This window comes from Bradyrhizobium sp. USDA 3311 (assembly GCF_054062495.1).
Map to the genome: position 1 here is coordinate 3,319,558 of NZ_JBSSFI010000001.1, position 16,437 is coordinate 3,335,994.

A 16,437-nucleotide genomic window follows, 5' to 3' on the forward strand; every position below is an offset into this window, starting at 1 on the left:
GGGTTGGCAGGGACCATGGCGGAAGAGTTGCCCGGAACGGACGTCGCGGCGGATACGGCCGCTGGAGCTGCATTTCCCGTAGCAGGTCAGCCGTTGCTGCGCATCGAGGGCGTCGCCAAGACGTTCGGGACGTTCCGGGCCGTGGACGGTGTCTCGCTCGACATCAAGGCCGGCGAGTTTTTCGCGCTGCTCGGGCCTAGCGGCTGCGGCAAGACCACGCTGTTGCGCATGCTCGCCGGCTTCGAGGCGCCGGATGAGGGGCGTATCCTGCTTGGCGGCAAGGACATCGCGCAGGCGCTGCCGCATGAGCGTCCGATCAACATGATGTTCCAGAACTACGCGTTGTTTCCGCACCTCTCGGTGCGCGACAACATCGCCTTCGGCCTGAAGCGCGCCGGCTTGGCGCGCGCCGACATCGCCACGCGCGTTGCGGAGATGCTCGCATTGGTGAAGCTCGAGGGCCTGGAGAAGCGCAAGCCCGACCAGCTCTCCGGCGGCCAGCGCCAGCGCGTGGCGCTGGCCCGCGCTTTGGCACGCCGGCCGCAATTGTTGCTGCTCGACGAGCCGCTCGCCGCGCTGGACAAGAAGCTGCGCGAGAGCACGCAAGGCGAGTTGATGGAGCTCCAGCGCCGGCTCGGCATGACCTTCATCATCGTCACCCACGATCAGGAAGAGGCGATGACGATGGCGAGCCGGATCGGGGTGATGAAGGTCGGCAAGCTCGCCCAGGTCGCGAGCCCCCGCGAGCTCTACGAGGCGCCGCGTTCGCGCTGGATCGCGGAGTTCGTCGGCGACATCAATCTGTTCGACGCCGAGTCCAGATTGCGCGACGGCCATCGTCTGGTCGTCGGCACGCGTGATGCGGGGACGCTGGTGGTGGCCGAGCCGCGGGAGCCGGTCGGCGCGGGAAAATTGTCGGTTGCGATCCGTCCCGAGAAGGTCAAGCTGTCGCGCCGCGGCCCGGTGAGCGAGGCAGGTTATGAAACGGCGATCAACCGGCTGGACGGCGTGATCGCCGACATCTGCTATCTCGGCGGCACCACCACCTACAAGGTGAAGCTCGACACCGGCGGGATGGTGCAGGCGTCCGTCGCCAACAGCGCGCGCCTCGACGTCGACGCCTACAGCCTGAACCAGCACGTGGTCGCCTGGTTCACGCCCGACGACTGCGTGGTGCTGCCGTCATGAGCGGACGCCGGATCTTCGCGAGGCCGGCGCGCTTCGCCGCGATCGCCCCCTATGTCTGGATGGTGCTGTTCTTCCTGGTGCCGTTCGCCTTCGTGCTGAAGATCAGCCTGTCGCAGACCGCGATCGCGCAGCCGCCCTACGAGCCGGTGTTTGACCTGGCGGCGGGATGGGAATCGCTCAAGGCGGCCTTTGCCGCGCTGTCGCTCGACAATTTCAGGCTGCTCGGTTCCGACGACATCTATGTGTACGCCTATGTGCGCAGCCTGACCGTCGCGGTCACGGCGACGGCGCTGCTGCTCCTGATCGGCTATCCCATCGCCTATGGCATGGCGCGGTTGCCGAAGCGCTGGCAGGCGGTGGCGATGGTGCTGGTGATCGTGCCGTTCTGGACCTCGTTCCTGATCCGCATCTATGCCTGGATCAACATCCTCCAGCACGACGGCCTGCTCAACCAGATCCTGCTCGCGCTGCATCTGGTCAGCCAGCCGGTGGTGTGGCTCTCCACCGATACCGCGATGTATATCGGCATCGTCTACTCTTATCTTCCATTCATGATCCTGCCGCTCTATGCCACGCTCGCCAAGATGGAGCCGGCGCTGGAGGAGGCGGCCTCCGATCTCGGCGCGCCGCCCTGGCAGGTGTTCTGGCTCGTCACCTTCCCGCTGTCGCTGCCCGGCGTCGGCGCCGGCGTGCTCTTGTGCTTCATCCCCATCGTCGGCGAGTTCGTGATTCCGGACCTCCTGGCCGGCTCCAATTCGCTGATGATCGGCCAGACCCTGTGGCTCGAATTCTTCACCAACAAGGACTGGCCGGTCGCTTCCGCAGCGGCCATCGTGCTGCTGGTGGTGCTGCTGGTGCCGCTGTTGCTGTACGAACGGCTGCAGAAGCGACAACTGGAACAGGGGCGGTGAGCCGATGCGCAAGGTCTCTCGCCTGTCCCGCTTCAATATCGCCTCGCTCGCGCTGGGGCTGGCGTTCCTCTATCTGCCGATCCTCATTCTCGTCATCTATTCCTTCAACGCCTCGCGGCTGGTGACGGTGTGGGGCGGCTGGTCGCTGCGCTGGTATCACGAGTTCTTCAATGACCGCGCGATGATCGAGGCGGCCTGGATGAGCCTGCGGGTCGCGGTCTCCTCGGCGAGCATCGCCACGCTGCTCGGCACGCTCGCCGCCGTGGCGCTGTCGCGCGGCGAGAGGTTCCGCGGCCGGACACTGTTCTCCGGCATGCTTTATGCGCCGCTGGTGATGCCGGAGGTGATCACCGGACTGTCGCTGCTGCTCTTGTTCGTCGCGCTGAACGCCGAGCGCGGCTTCTGGACGGTGACGATCGCCCATACCACGCTGACGATGTGCTTCGTCGCCGTGGTCGTGCAGTCCCGCCTCGGCTCGCTGGACCGCTCGCTGGAAGAGGCGGCGATGGACCTCGGCTGCAATCCGGTGCGCGCGTTCGCGGCCGTCACGCTGCCGTTGATCGCACCCGCGATCGTCGCCGGCTGGATGCTGGCCTTCACGCTGTCGCTTGATGATCTCGTGATCGCGAGCTTCACCACCGGTCCGGGCTCGGCCACCTTGCCGATCCGGATCTATTCCGAGGTGCGCCTTGGCGTGAAGCCCGAGATCAACGCGATCTGCACGCTGGTGATCGGCCTGATCGCGGTCGTCATCGTGATTGCTTCGCTCGCTTCGAAGCTGTCGAGCTCGCAGGGCGAGAGCGCGGCGCCGCTGTAGCCGTTCGTGCAGCGTGCCATCCACGCGCCGAGCCTTGTATTGCGGCGCCGAGCTGGCGCAGCGCGAGGCTGTCGAGCGGAAACTCGAGCAGGATGTGGATCAGGCTCAGCGCCAGCAGGAAGGTGAAGCCGAACGCATAGTCGTAGAAATAAAGCGCGGTGGATGCAGCGCTGGCGGCGGCCATCGCCGCCAGCCGGGCCTTCGGCACCTCGGTCCAACGGATCACGTCGGCTTTGATGAACCAGTTGAGGTAGTGATAGGTGTAGACGAAGGCGAGCAGGCTGGTCAGCCTGGTGTCGAGGACGAGGCCGGGCACACCGAACAGCCGGCCCAGGGCCGGGCCGACATTGCCGAAATAATCCTGGCCGACCCGGGCAAAGCTCGCGATCCGGATTTCGGCGGTCTGCGGCAGCAGCAGGATCGTGGCAATTGCGGCGAGGTAGACGACCACCAGCGTGGCCTGCACGCGGCTGCCGGACCGATAGGCGCCGAGCACCATGAAGATCAGCGTGAACAGCGAGACGTGAACGAGCGTCGGGATCAGGATGCCGATCACGGCGAGCGACGATCCGCTCGAATACATGATCGCGGACAGGGCGATCGCCGCCATGAACAGCAGCATGCTCTCGACCGCGGATGTGGTCGCCGCCAGCATGGCGCAGACGATCAGCGCGCCCCACATCGCGAAGCCGAACCACGAGGCGTTGTCGATCAGCGCCGCGACCACGGCGACGATTGCCAAGGCTACGGCAATCCCGCGGTGAGGCAGATAGTAGCTGCGGTCATGCAGCCAGGATATCTCGGTGAAATAATGCGCCGGGCCGAGCACGACATAGGCCAGCAGCAACAGCTCAAACGGCACCAGATAGGCTGCCGCGAGCGCGAGCAGCATCAGGCCGAGATGGATCGCGTCGTTGCCGCGCATGATGACGAGCCCGTGACAGGGCTCCGAGGTTAGAGCAGGCGTGGACAATCTTCAATTGTCCACGTTGTCGCTCGAACGCGCTGCTTGCGGCGACCGGATGCGTCCTGTCGCGTCAGGACTTCACTGCACCCGCGGTGAGCCCGCCCACCATGTAGCGGCGGAAGGCGTAGTAGATCGCTGCCGGTGGCAGCGCGTAGATGAAGCCGGTGGTCATCAACAGCTCCCACGGCGAATCGTCGGCGGCGAGGAAGTTGCCGAGCGCGACGGGCAGCGTGATCTCGCGGTCGTTGGAGAGCAGCAGGAACGCGTAGAGATATTCGTTCCAGGCGAGCAGCACCGCATAGGTGCCGATTGCGACCAGCGAGGGCATCATCAGCGGCAGATAGACCAGCCGGAAGATCTGGAGCGTCGTCGCGCCGTCCATCACGGCGGCTTCATCCAGCTCGACCGGCAGCTTGTCGGAGGCCTGCTTCAGCACCCAGATCGCGTAAGGGCTGGCGATCGTCACCATGGCCAGGATCAGCGACCAGTGATTGTTCAGGAGGCCGTAATTACCCATGGTGCGGTACATCGGAACGGCGAGGAACGCCGCGGGGATGAAATAGGTGAAGAGCGCCAGGTTCATCACGATGCGCCCACCGGGCACCCGCAGCCGCGAGATCGAGAACGCGGCGGCGGTGGCGATGAACAGCGTCAGCACGCCGACCGACGCCGCGATCACCAGCGAGTTCCAGAACTGCACATAGAAGTCGCGCAGGAAGTAGTGCTGCTGCTTGAACACGATCTCGAAGTTGTGCAGCGTCGGATGGTCGGGCCACAGCTTGCCCGAGAACGCGTCCTCCTTCGGGGAGATCGCGAACAGGAACATGTGATAGATCGGCACCATCGTCCAGATGAAGACGGGAATGCCGATCAGCAGCAACCGCGCTTCGGTCGCGACTTCGCGCAAGGAGGGAAGCTTCATCGCGACAACCGTTTCATCATGAAGTACACGAGCGGCAGGACGAACGGCATCGCACAGACGATCGATGCCATTGCCAGCGAGAGCTGGTCGAGCCGGAGATAGCGGATGCCGAGCGTCGCCAGCACATGCGTGAGGTCGGCCGGGCCACCGCCGGTGAGGAGGTAGACGCTGTTGAAATCGCCGAGCGTCCAGATCATCGAAAGCAGCGTGCAGGTGATGTAGAGCGTCTGCATCGACGGCCAGGTGATGAAGCGGAACTTCTGCCACCAGCTCGCGCCATCCACCTCGGCGGCCTCGAACAGATCGTGCGGTATCGCAAGGCGTCCGGTGATCAGGATCAGCGTCCAGAACGGCAGCGACTTCCAGATGTGGACGCCGATCGCCATGGTCAGCGCCACCGTCGGGTCGTTCAGCCAGTTCGGGCCGTCGTCACCGGTGAACGAGAAGATGAGGTGGTTGATCACGCCCCATTCGGGATTGAGCATGAAGCGCACGGACAGGATGGTCGGGATCGACGGCACCGCCCACGGCAGGATGAAGATCACCGAGAGCCATTTGATCCAGGTGCGCTGCTGGGCGAAGAAGCCGGACAGGAACAGCGCGATCAGCATCTTGATGTTGATGCCGATGACCAGGAAGATCAGCGTGTTGACCGCGGCGCGCGCGAAGATCGGGTCGTTGTAGAGCGCGACATAGTTCGCCGGCGCCCGCGCCAGCCACAGCCCGTAGCAGACGGGATAGACGACGAAGGCGAGGAAAACCAGCAGATAGGGCGCGAGCAGCGCGATGCCCCAGACCTGCGCCGGGGTCAGCCGCGACGACAAGGGCGGCGCGGGGATTGCCTGATCGCCAGAGAGCGTGATCGCCATTCTTTTCGGACTCTTCAAAGAGTTGCCGGCCGCGAAACGCGGCCGGTGTTGTTCTTATACCTCTCCCCGCAAAGCGGGGAGAGGGAAAGGATGAATTAACCCGCGACCTGCTTGATGCGGGCGATCAGTTCGTCGACGGCCTTGTCGACCGGGACCTTCTCGCTGACGACCCGGTTCATCGCCTTGGCCCACACGTTCTCGTTGTTGAGGATCGTGAACTTCCAGTTCTTGGTGAAGTCGAACGCGGCGGTGCCGCCGGTGAACTGGGCGTAGACCGCCTTGCGGTGCTTGTCGGCCTGCCAGAACGGGCTGGCCTGGCTTTCCTTGGTCACCGGGAACCAGCGGCCGAGCGCGCCCTCGATATAGGGACGGACGTTGTCTTCCTGGAGCAGGAAGCTGATGAACTGCTTGGCCTCGGCCTTGTTCTTGGCCGCGGTGAAGACCAGCCCAGTCTTGACGTCGGAGCGGTAGCGGATGGTCGACCCGTCAGGCGCCTTCGGGAAGGACGCCGTGACGATGTCCTGCTCATAGGCCTTCTTGCCGGCCTCGCGCTGCTCGGGCGTGAGCGCCTGGTTCTGGGAGTCCTCGTACCACTTCGCCGCGATCGAGATCGTGAAGTTGTGGGTCATCACGATGGTCTTGTTGTGGAAGGCGACGTTGTTGTCCGGGTCCTTCCAGGTCGTGGACGAGGGCGGGGTGCAGCCCTTGATGTAGGTGTCGGTGTAGTCCTTCATCGCCTTGATCAGGTTCTCGCGGACCTTGGGATCGTCGACCAGCAGCTTGCCGTCGTCGTCGACCAGCTTGACGTGGTAGGCGTCCATGAAGGTGTAGAACGACTGGAAGGCGTCGGTGGATTCCACGCCCATCGGCTGGCCGACGGCGTAGATGCGCTGGCCGGTGGCCTTGCGGATCCCCGGCTGCACCTTGTCGCACCAGAACGACCAGTAGCCTTCCCAGTCGGTCGGGATGTCGGCGAGCTTGAAGCCGGCCTTCTCCAGCATGTCGTTCCAGATCTGGACGTGCATGCTCTGCTGCTTCAGCGGGAAGCCGTAATAGGCCTTCTTCTTGGTGACGTCGTTATAGAGGATCGACGCATCCAGCGTGTTCTGCACGAACCGATCCTTGATCGGCTCCATGACATCGGTGAGGTCCTCGAGCTTGCCCTCATAGGCCCACTTGCCCTGCGCCTGCACGTCATAAGAGTCGGAATAGGCAACATCGGGCACGGTGCCGGCATCGAGCGCGGCGACCGTCTTCGGAATCATGTCCTGAATCGCGTACTGCGACAATTCGACCTTGATGCCGGTCTTGGCTTCGAACTTCTTGATCGTCTCGATCAGCGCGTCGTCTTCGGAGCGGTAGAAGCCCTTGCCCCACCAGACCGTAATCGTCTTCTGCTGCGCAAATGCGGGTGCAGCGGCTGCGAACAGCCCGGCCGCAGCGACCGCCAGTGTGACTGCGCCAATAACCTTGGATCTCACGTTTTTCTCCCTCAAACGGCCGGTGTTTTTAACCGGTCGTATAAAACACTAGCGCATGGCCGTCAGCCGATCTAGCGGCATGTTGTCAGACCTAGGTCGTGGGGACGGCGCCTGTGGAGATGATTAACGTGCGCATCGATCCAATCGCCGCATCAATTAGCGGCAATCAATTCGGGTTCTGCGTTCTGATCGCCTGACCATGTGCATCCGTACCTGCTCGCGACTGGCGAAGCCCGGCCTTGTAAGCGGTATGAGGACTGAACGCAACGCAGTCGGCTGGCCACGCTATGGTGCTGCGGCCGGAGGACGCAAAATGCCTCTGAAAACACGGCGGGGCTGATCCGAGGAACTTCCGGTTCGACAGGGGAACGGTCTTGCAGCGCTGCGCTGCCGACCTATTAGCGTTTCCTCTTCAGGCCCGCCGAATCGAGTTTGCCTGAGCGGATCGGGGCTTCGGCTTGTCTTGCCCGCGCGTCCCGGAAGGCGTGTGCCACGCCTCGAGAAGCATCTTGAGAAACTGGCTCGCGTGAGGAGATAGCGTCGCCCCGTGCCTGCGCACGATTCCGATCGTCCGCGACACCTCCGGCTCGATCAACCGAACGGTGTGAATGATGGGGTGACCGGCGGCGGGCGTCGCAAGCTTCGGCAGCACCGCGATGCCGAGTCCCGCTTCGACGAGGCCAAGCGAACCGGAGAGGTGAGCGACCTCATAGGACCAGTTCAGCTGCAGGCCGTGTCGCGCGAGCGCATTGTCGATCAGCGCGCGATTGCCGCTGTTGCGACCGACGGTGATGACCCGGTGTGACACAATCTCTGACCAGCTGACCCGTTTGCGTGATGCCAACGGATGGTCATGACGGCAGGCCAGGACGAAGGGATCCTCAACCAGTTTCTCGAATTCGATCTCGGCATGCGAAGCACCGATGAAATTGATGCCGAAGTCGGCTTCTCCGCGCGCGACCGCTTCCAATCCTTCATTGGCACCGATGTCCAGAATCCGGATGCGAATGCGTGGATACGTTTCGGCAAACCGGCCGATCGCACGCGGCAGGAAGTAGAACACCGCTGTCGGCACCGCAGCCACCGAGACCAGGCCCGAACTTCGCGCGCCGATATCGTGGATGGCGAGCACCGAGGTCTCGAACTCGTCGATGAGGCGGCGCACCTTCGGCAGGAAATCACGGCCGGTCATGGTGAGATTGACGTGACGCGTCGAGCGTTCGAGCAGCGGCGCACCGAGGCTTTCTTCCAGCTTCTGAATGCGTCGGCTCAGCGCCGGCTGCGACAGGTTCAGCGCCCTGGCGGTGCGCACGAAGCTTCCCGTCTCCGCCACGGTGATGAACGCCTTGAGGTCGAGAAGTTCTGCGTTCATGGCAAGCTCAATTGTATCGATAATCGGAATAATACATCAGATATTTGCATTTCACAAAAGAGTTCTGTCGAGGGATGCTCCGGATCGAGCGAAGTTGTCGCGAACGGAACAGCTCCATGAACGATCAGATTGCCATTCCCTGTGTGGTCATGCGCGGGGGCACCTCGCGCGGGCCGTTCTTCCTGGCCCGCGATCTTCCGGCCGACCCCAAACTGCGCGACGCGATCCTGCTATCTGTGATGGGAGGGGGGCACGATCTTGGAATCGACGGGATCGGCGGCGGCAATGCCGTTATCAACAAGGTCGCGATCGTTGGACCGGCATCGGTGCCAGGCGCCGATGTCGACTACCTGTTCGCCCAGGTGCGTGTTCGTGAAGGCATCGTCGATACCTCCCCGAACTGCGGAAACATGCTCGCGGGGGTGGGGCCATTCGCAATCGAAGCCGGCCTGGTCGCCGCCGCCGCGGATCGCACCCATGTGCGGATCCACAATGTTAACACCGGCAAGCTGATTGACGCGACCGTTCCGACCCCCGCAGGGCGCGTGACTTACGACGGCGAGGCGCGGATCGACGGCGTACCGGGAACGGCCGCGCCGATCGAGCTGTCGTTCCCCGACGCGGCCGGCGCAAGCACTGGTCGTCTCCTGCCCACCGGACGACCGGTCGATCGCATCGAAGGGATCGATGTGACCTGCATCGACGCGGCGATGCCCGTTATGCTGGTCCGCGCGGCGGATCTGGGGTGGACCGGCCGTGAGGCTCCCTCGGACTTCGCCGACGGCGGCTTTCGCGCGCGCCTCGAAACTTTGCGCATCGAGGCCGGATGCCGGATGGGCTTTCCAAATTCCGCGACAATGGTGATTCCGAAGCCGGTTCTGATTGCGCGCGGAGGCGAGGCGACGTTGAGCACCAGGTATTTCATGCCGCATGACTGCCATAACGCGCTGGCGGTGACCGGCGCTGTCGCGATCGCGACGGCATGCGTCACGCCCGGGACGATCGCGGCAGAGATGGTCGGACCCATGGCGCCGCCGGTGCCGATCACCCTCGCCCATCCCTCCGGCCAGCTCGTGGTTCGGCTGGAGCCCGGCCCGGTTGCCCGGGTGCTGCGGACGGCCCGGCGAATCTTCGAGGGCCACGTCTTCGCCCGTCGATCGCACGTGCCTCATTTGGTGCTGGCGGCCTGAAGCCGGGCTGCTTTTAAACCTCAAGAATAACACAAGGGAGAAACGAGAATGCAGATGCGAGCGCCGGCTGGGTCCGCGAGCAGCGAGCCGCGAAAGCCGTTCTACCGGATTCTCTACGTCCAGGTGCTGATCGGTCTCATGCTGGGTGTCTTCACGGGCCATTTCTGGCCCGAATTCGGCGCCGCGCTGAAGCCCTTTGGCGACGGCTTCGTCAAGCTGGTCAAGATGATGATCGCGCCGATCGTATTCTGCACCATCGTGAGCGGCATCAACAGCATCAGCGATTCCCGCGAGGTCGGCCGCGCGCTGGTGAAATCCATGGCGCTGTTCTACCTGCTGACCGTGCTCGCGTTGCTGGCCGGGCTGATCGCCGTGTCACAGATCCAGCCGGGCGTTGGCATGCATGTGTCCGTCAATACGCTGGATCCGTCGGTGGCCGCGAAATTTACCAAGCAGGCAGGTGCGACCGGATTTGCGGACTTCATGCTGCACATCATCCCGCACTCCTTCTTTGGAGCGTTCGCCGATGGCGAAGTGCTGCCGGTGTTGCTCGTCTCCATCCTGATCGCCTTTGGCCTGAGCCGTGCCGGCGATGGCGGCGTTGTGGTGGCGAAAGCGGTCGAGTCGTTCTCACAAGTGCTGTTTGTGTCCTTCGGCTTCATCATGAAGCTCGCTCCGCTCGGTGCCTTTGGGGCCATGGCGTTCACCGTGGGGCGCTACGGCATCCGATCGATCGGCTCGCTCGGACTGCTGATTCTGACCTTCTATATCGCCTGCTCTGTCTTCGTGGTCGTCGTGCTTGGGACGCTGGCGCGGCTGAACGGCTTCAGCCTGTGGAAGACGATCCGCTACTTCAAAGAAGAGCTGCTGATCGTGCTCGGCACGTCGTCGTCGGAGCCGGCGCTGCCGGGCGCGCTGCGCAAGCTGGAGCAGCTCGGATGCCGGAAAGGCGTGTCAGGGCTCGTGTTGCCGTTGGGCTATTCCTTCAATCTGGACGGCAGCGCCATTTACCTCACCCTGGCGTCCATCTTCATCGCGCAAGCCTGCGACATTCATCTGTCGTGGGGGCAGATCGCGGCGATGCTCGGCCTGATGCTGCTGACGTCCAAAGGGGCGGCAGGTGTCACCGGCAGCGGCTTCGTTGCGCTTGTCGCGACCCTCTCCGTCATGCCGGATCTGCCCGTGACCGGCGTGGCGCTGCTCGTCGGCATCGACCGCTTCATGTCGGAAGCGCGGGCGCTGACCAGCATGATCAGCAACTGTGTCGCGGCCATCACCATTTCGCTGTGGGAGGATGCCTGTGATCGCGAAGTATTGGCCCGTGAACTGGGGCAGAGCGTCACGCGCGAGGTCGGGGCGGGGACGGCGATCGGCGGAGCAACCGTGGTGCAGGAGAACGAGAGCTGGATTTCGACGACGCAATCGGCCGCTTGAACCCGAAGAGAGCGACGCCGATCACTCTAGTTGGACTTGGCGTTTTCCTTGGCGTTCTCCGCCGTCGGCGAGTCTGCCGGGGCGGGACGCTTGGCGGTGCCGGTGATGCGCTCGATCGCGGAGCGCACGGCGTCGCCCGCCTTGCGGTCCTTGAGCATGTCGAGCAGGGGCGCGGACGCGGGCGAGCGGCGGATCAGGCTTTCCGGATCGGGAAAGATCAGGGGATCATCCCAGGGGCCCTGCACCACGAAGGGCAATTCGAAGCCCGAGGCGCTGTTGAGGCTCGCCACGCCCTTCATGTCGTATTCGCGCGTCGGCACCGAGGCGGTGCCGGTCATCGTGATCTTCGCCGCCGGTCCTTCGACGCGGATGTCCTCGGCGGTGGCGACCCCGTCGGAGAATTTCACCGCGATGGTGAGATTGTCGTAAGGCGTCGAGCCGTTGCGGAAATTGCCGCCACCGGACAGCGGCCGGCGCTCCAGCCGCTTCAGGAGCTGTTCGGCATTGAAGCCCGAGATCGCGCCGTCATGCCCGGTGACGGTGGCGCTGCCATCGAGCGACTGCACGAGGCCGAACGGGCTCGAGCCGGAGGCAACGAGGGAGACGTTGATGTTGCCGCGGCCAGACAGCTTGTTGAGGCCGAACAGTTCGGAGGCGCAGGCCTGGAGGTCGACGTCGGTGAACTGGAATTGCGCCTTTATGTCGGCGACGGTGTCGGCGCGCGCGATGCCGAACGAGCCCTTGGCGATACCGCCATAGACCTGGGCCTCGCCCACCGAGAGCGCCAGCGTGCCGTTGCGCAAATTGGCACCGATCGCGGTGCGGCCGAGCTTCGACGGCCCGACCGTCAGCCGCGCCGCCGACAGGCGCATGTCGAGGTCGGTGGTCGAGAGCCCGTTGAGATCGAACAGCTGCCTGTTCCAGTCGCGCGCGCCGCTCGCGAGCAGGCGGAAGGTCGAGATATAGGGCGTGAAGTCGAGCGCGTCGGCGGCGAGCGTCGCCTGGAGCGTCTGCCGGCCGTTGTTGGCGTAGGTCATGACGCCCTCGGCGGCGTTGCCGTCGAGCTCGACATTGACGTTGGTAAGCGCGATCGAGGCGCCGACGACATTGGCGCGTGCCTTCAGCGCGAAACGGCCGAAGCCGCCGCTGCCGGGCTGCGGCTGGCCGGTCCAGCGCAGCGCGTTGCGCAAGGACGGGCTGTCGATCGTGAGCGTGCCTTCCATCATCGGGCTGGTGCGGTTGGCGACGCTGCCGTCGAAGGCGAGCTTGAGCGGGGCGCTGGCGATCCGCGCCTTCACGCCGGAACGGTCGCCGGAGAGGGCGGCGACGAAGTCGGCGAAGCTGATCGAGCCGTCGACGCGTTCGCCGCGCCAGTCGAACTGGCCGGTCGCGGCGAAGGAGCGCGAGATCGAGGGCCAGGCCAGCGACAGGTCGATGTCGTCGAACTGCTCGGTGGCGTGCGTGGCGGCGTCCTCGTAATTGAGCACGCCGTCCTGGATCCGGATCTCGGAGAACGAGACCTGATTTTCGGCGCCGGGCTTCATGGTGCGCGCAATGGTCTGGATGAAGGGCGTCCAGTTGCTCTCGCCGTCCGGCTTCAGGCTGACATGGATGCGCGGCCGCAGCAGCGTCAGGTCGGCGATCTCGAACCGTTGCAGCAGCAGCGGCAGCAGCCGCAGATTGGCGGTGAGCACGTCGACACGGAGCGCGGGGTCGCTGGTGCCGCCGCCCTTCAGGCCGACGTCATGGAAGGAGATGTAGCTCGCCGGCAGCACCGAGATGTCGATGGGGCCTGCGACACTGAGCTCGAGCCCGGTGACGTCGCGGATCTGCGCTTCCACGGCCTTGCGCAGCGCGTCGCGGTTGATGAGCCAGGAGGTCGCGATCAGGGCGATCAGCGCGACGCCGAGCAGCGCCGCGATCGGCGTCCCGAGGCGCTTCATTCCTTGGGCCATGGTCAATGGCGTGTCCTGATCGGGTTGGTCGTTGGAGCCAAAGGGGCGGGCCGGGAAACCCGCGCGCCCCACGCCCAAGCCTTGTTACGTCACAAGTCCTGTTATGTTAAGTGCCGCAACTTGATGGGTTTTCTTGTCGCTTTCAAGGCCGGGGGCGATCCTGCCCACGGCGTGGGCAGCTTCTACCACCGCCCCGCGGAGCGGAGAACCCCGTATCATTGACGGCTTCGGACGATTTCGCCTAATAATCGCCGCCAATAAGGCGCGACGCCCGCAAGCCGAAGGTTCAGTCGAGGTTTTTGCATGAACAAGGTCTATCCCGACGCCAAGTCGGCTCTCGACGGCATTTTGAAAGACAACATGATGATCATGTCGGGCGGCTTCGGCCTCTGCGGCATCGCCGAGGAGCTGTCGGACGCGATCCGGGAGTCCGGCGTCAAGGGGCTGACGGTCGTCTCCAACAATGCCGGCGTCGACGGCATCGGGCTCAGCCGCCTGCTGGAAACCCGGCAGATCAAGAAGATGATCTCGTCCTATGTCGGCGAGAACAAGCTGTTCGCCCAGCAGTTCCTCGCCGGCGAGCTGGAACTCGAATTCAACCCGCAGGGCACGCTGGCCGAACGCATCCGCGCCGGCGGCGCCGGAATCCCGGCCTTCTACACCAAGACCGGCGTCGGCACGCTGATCGCCGAAGGCAAGGAAGTGAAGGAGTTCGACGGCGAGAAGTATCTGATGGAGCGCGGCCTGTTCGCCGACCTCGCCATCGTGCACGCCTGGAAGGGCGATACCGCCGGCAACCTCATTTACCGCAAGACCGCGCGCAACTTTAACCCGATGATGGCGACCGCCGCCAAGATCACGGTGGCCGAGGTCGAGCATCTGGTTCCGGCCGGTGAACTCAATCCCGACCACATCCACACGCCCGGCATTTTCGTGAAGCGCATCGTCGAGGTCGGTACGGCCAAGAAGCGCATCGAATTCCGCAACACCCGCCCGCGCACCGCCGCTTAAGCGTCAGGAGACTCACATGGCCTGGACCCGTGAACAGATGGCTGCGCGCGCCGCCAAGGAACTGCGTGACGGCTACTACGTCAATCTCGGCATCGGCATCCCGACGCTGGTCTCGAACTTCATCCCCGATGGTGTCGACGTCAGCCTCCAGAGCGAGAACGGCATGCTCGGCATGGGCCCGTTCCCCTATGAGGACGAGGTGGATGCCGACCTCATCAATGCCGGCAAGCAGACCGTGAGCGAGCTGCCCTCGACCTCGTATTTCTCGAGCGCGGATTCCTTCGGCATGATCCGCGGCGGCCACATGGATCTGTCGATCCTCGGCGCCATGCAGGTGGCCCAGAACGGCGATCTCGCCAACTGGATGATCCCCGGCAAGATGGTCAAGGGCATGGGCGGCGCGATGGATCTCGTCGCCGGCGTCAAGCGCGTCGTCGTTGTGATGGAGCATTCCGCCAAGGACGGCTCGAAGCTCCTGAAGAAGTGCAATTTGCCGCTGACCGGCGAGCGCGTGGTCGACATGGTCGTCACTGATCTCGCCGTCTTCACCATCGACAAGCACGGCGACGGCGGCATGGCGCTGATCGAGCTCGCCGACGGCGTCTCGCTCGACGAGGTCAAGGCCAAGACCGAGGCCGAATTCCGCGTCGCGCTGAAGAACACATAAGGTCGTCGCAGAGAGGGCGCGCATGACGATACGGTCTGCGCGTCCCGAAGACGCCGGTTTCATCGCACAAACCATCCTGCGATCGATGCGTGGCTACCGGCCGCGCGGCTGGTTCGACGTCGCGCTCGGCTGGCCGGAAGCGGAATGCCTCGATTTCATCGCGCGCGTCGCGGCCACGCGCGCGGTGTCGATGTGGCATGTCTCGCAGTATTGGATTGCCGAGGTTGATGGTGCGCCGGGCGCGGCGCTATGCGCCGTGCCAGCGGCCGGCACCGGTCCTGCGGCCTGGCGCGCGATCGAGGAAGTCGCAGCCGCGATCGGGCTCGCCGCGTCGGAGCTGGAAGCGATCCGCCAGCGCGGTGGCTATGCGCGCGGCTGCTGGGTTCAAGGCGGCGAGGGCGATTGGATGATCGAGCATGTCGCAACCGATCCTGCATATGGCGGCCGGGGCCTCGTGCAGGCACTGATCGCGCACGCGCTGGATCAGGGGCGCGCGGCTGGGTTTCGACGGGCGACGATCTCGTTCCTGATCGGCAACGTGCCCGCTGAACGCGCCTACGCCAAGGCCGGCTTTGTCCTTGCGGAGGAGAAGCGTGATACCGCTTTCGAGGCGATCATCGGCGCACCGGGATTTCGCATGTTTGCGCGCGCGATTTAAGCGCGCTTGGTCTCCGCATTCGACACTGTCATGCTCCGCGAAGGCTTGGAATACCGGATTGCCCGCCTTCGCGGCTACGACCTCGCCGCCCACGTCTTGCTCCACCGCGCCGACACGCTCGCGACCCACGACGGCTCCTCGCGCACCAGGCGGAAGCCGAGATTGGCGGGCGGCACGCCCTGCGCGCAGCCGCCGGCGCGGGCGTCGCGGATGAAATCGGTGACATAGGCGCGGTGGGCGCCTTCCGCGATGCGCACGCCGCAATTCACGGTCGCCCGGCCGGCATTGCCGGCCGCGTCGGTCCGCGAGCGCACGAAGCAGGTCGAGGTCCACTCCCAGACGTTGCCGGCGAGATCTTCGATGCCGTGCTCGTTCACGCCGAACTTGCCGAACGGATAAGCCGTCGTGTCGGAGAGGTCGCGTTCGGATTCCCGCTCATAGCGGCTGATCCAGCGCTTCGAAGGATTGTCCGCGTCCACCGGCGCGCCATCGTCCTTGAAGCGCGAGCCCGCCGCAAACGCCCATTCCGCGTCGCTCGGCAGGCGCCACGTCTTGCCGGTCCGGTGCGAGAGCCAGCCCGCATAGGCCTGTGCGTCGTGCCAGCTCACCTGCACCGCGGGGCGATCTGTGGCGATCGCCACGTCACGATCGAGAGCGCGGCAGGCGCCGTCCTGCACGCAAAGCTGGTAGTCGGATGACGAAACCTGATGCCGCATGACGTGCAGCGGCCTCGTGAACCGCATCGCGCGCAGCGGCGCTTCCGCCTGCTGCCCGCCCCGCGTGAAATCGCCCGCCTCGCGATAGGACAGATTGCCCGGCGCGATCTTGACGATCGCGGGCTCCGTCGCCGTGCCGCGGACCGCCATGTCCGAGACCAGCGGCGCCACCGCGATCGGTCCTGCGAGTCCGGCCGCGCAAGCCAGGACCAGTTTCAGCTTGAATGCGATCAGCATGTTGTCCCCCGAAAGGAAGAAGGGGCCGGTGATCCACCGGCC

General features: G+C 64.6%; 15 protein-coding genes. 8 read left to right on the forward strand and 7 right to left on the reverse strand.

The genetic code is table 11. The annotated features are described in order from the left end of the window. The first annotated feature begins 15 nt into the window (after window positions 1-15). The 3 genes from ACVWW6_RS15730 to ACVWW6_RS15740 are packed head-to-tail and all read left to right on the forward strand — an operon-like array spanning window position 16 to window position 2,916. Window positions 16-1,188: an ABC transporter ATP-binding protein gene (locus ACVWW6_RS15730; RefSeq protein WP_456680985.1), complete on the forward strand. Its 1,173-nt coding sequence runs from the start codon at window positions 16-18 to the stop codon at window positions 1,186-1,188. Next, entirely contained in the window at window positions 1,185-2,099 is a 915-nt protein-coding gene (locus ACVWW6_RS15735) for an ABC transporter permease (protein WP_456680986.1), read from the forward strand. Before ACVWW6_RS15730 ends, ACVWW6_RS15735 begins: the two co-directional genes overlap by 4 nt. A gap of 4 nt (window positions 2,100-2,103) precedes the next feature. Beyond that, window positions 2,104-2,916, forward strand: a complete 813-nt coding sequence (locus tag ACVWW6_RS15740; protein ID WP_161536533.1) for an ABC transporter permease — start codon at window positions 2,104-2,106, stop codon at window positions 2,914-2,916. Here the strand turns inward: ACVWW6_RS15740 and ACVWW6_RS15745 are convergent. From ACVWW6_RS15745 to ACVWW6_RS15765, 5 genes are all read right to left on the reverse strand, one after another. After that, the gene (locus ACVWW6_RS15745; RefSeq protein WP_456680987.1) at window positions 2,849-3,889 is read right to left on the reverse strand and encodes a hypothetical protein; all 1,041 of its coding nucleotides are present in this window, start codon (window positions 3,887-3,889) and stop codon (window positions 2,849-2,851) included. The genes ACVWW6_RS15740 and ACVWW6_RS15745 overlap by 68 nt on opposite strands. Before the next feature lie 64 nt (window positions 3,890-3,953). Next, window positions 3,954-4,805, reverse strand: coding sequence for a carbohydrate ABC transporter permease (locus ACVWW6_RS15750; protein ID WP_011089838.1), 852 nt, complete (start codon window positions 4,803-4,805; stop codon window positions 3,954-3,956). Further along, window positions 4,802-5,674 (reverse strand): carbohydrate ABC transporter permease, encoded by an 873-nt coding sequence (locus tag ACVWW6_RS15755; RefSeq protein ID WP_092186871.1) that lies wholly within the window; start codon window positions 5,672-5,674, stop codon window positions 4,802-4,804. Before ACVWW6_RS15755 ends, ACVWW6_RS15750 begins: the two co-directional genes overlap by 4 nt. Before the next feature lie 95 nt (window positions 5,675-5,769). Further along, window positions 5,770-7,155 (reverse strand): ABC transporter substrate-binding protein, encoded by a 1,386-nt coding sequence (locus ACVWW6_RS15760; RefSeq protein WP_011089836.1) that lies wholly within the window; start codon window positions 7,153-7,155, stop codon window positions 5,770-5,772. A 412-nt stretch (window positions 7,156-7,567) separates the two neighbouring features. Continuing rightward, window positions 7,568-8,527: a LysR family transcriptional regulator gene (locus ACVWW6_RS15765; protein WP_060910272.1), complete on the reverse strand. Its 960-nt coding sequence runs from the start codon at window positions 8,525-8,527 to the stop codon at window positions 7,568-7,570. A gap of 116 nt (window positions 8,528-8,643) precedes the next feature. Between ACVWW6_RS15765 and ACVWW6_RS15770 the strand changes: the two genes are divergently transcribed. Together ACVWW6_RS15770 and dctA are read left to right on the forward strand one after the other, a co-directional pair. Beyond that, entirely contained in the window at window positions 8,644-9,717 is a 1,074-nt protein-coding gene (locus ACVWW6_RS15770; protein ID WP_456680988.1) for a 4-oxalomesaconate tautomerase, read from the forward strand. Window positions 9,718-9,765: 48 nt separating this feature from the next. Next, window positions 9,766-11,151: a C4-dicarboxylate transporter DctA gene (gene dctA, locus ACVWW6_RS15775; protein ID WP_456680989.1), complete on the forward strand. Its 1,386-nt coding sequence runs from the start codon at window positions 9,766-9,768 to the stop codon at window positions 11,149-11,151. Between the two features lie 26 nt (window positions 11,152-11,177). On the opposite strand, the gene ACVWW6_RS15780 is transcribed toward dctA, so the two are convergent. Then, window positions 11,178-13,106, reverse strand: a complete 1,929-nt coding sequence (locus ACVWW6_RS15780; RefSeq protein ID WP_028173039.1) for an AsmA family protein — start codon at window positions 13,104-13,106, stop codon at window positions 11,178-11,180. A 303-nt stretch (window positions 13,107-13,409) separates the two neighbouring features. Here ACVWW6_RS15780 and ACVWW6_RS15785 point away from each other — a divergent pair, with 303 nt between their 5' ends. Genes ACVWW6_RS15785 through ACVWW6_RS15795 form a run of 3 tightly spaced genes read left to right on the forward strand, consistent with a single transcriptional unit; the run spans window position 13,410 to window position 15,442 of the window. Continuing rightward, window positions 13,410-14,117: a CoA transferase subunit A gene (locus ACVWW6_RS15785; RefSeq protein WP_011089830.1), complete on the forward strand. Its 708-nt coding sequence runs from the start codon at window positions 13,410-13,412 to the stop codon at window positions 14,115-14,117. 16 nt (window positions 14,118-14,133) lie between these two features. Then, window positions 14,134-14,784, forward strand: coding sequence for a 3-oxoacid CoA-transferase subunit B (locus ACVWW6_RS15790; RefSeq protein ID WP_011089829.1), 651 nt, complete (start codon window positions 14,134-14,136; stop codon window positions 14,782-14,784). Window positions 14,785-14,806: 22 nt separating this feature from the next. Then, window positions 14,807-15,442, forward strand: coding sequence for a GNAT family N-acetyltransferase (locus tag ACVWW6_RS15795; RefSeq protein ID WP_404523820.1), 636 nt, complete (start codon window positions 14,807-14,809; stop codon window positions 15,440-15,442). Window positions 15,443-15,516: 74 nt separating this feature from the next. Here ACVWW6_RS15795 and ACVWW6_RS15800 read toward each other — a convergent pair whose 3' ends face one another. Further along, a complete protein-coding gene (locus ACVWW6_RS15800) occupies window positions 15,517-16,395 on the reverse strand; it encodes an SUMF1/EgtB/PvdO family nonheme iron enzyme (protein WP_456680990.1) in 879 nt (292 codons plus the stop codon). Window positions 16,396-16,437 lie beyond the last annotated feature (42 nt).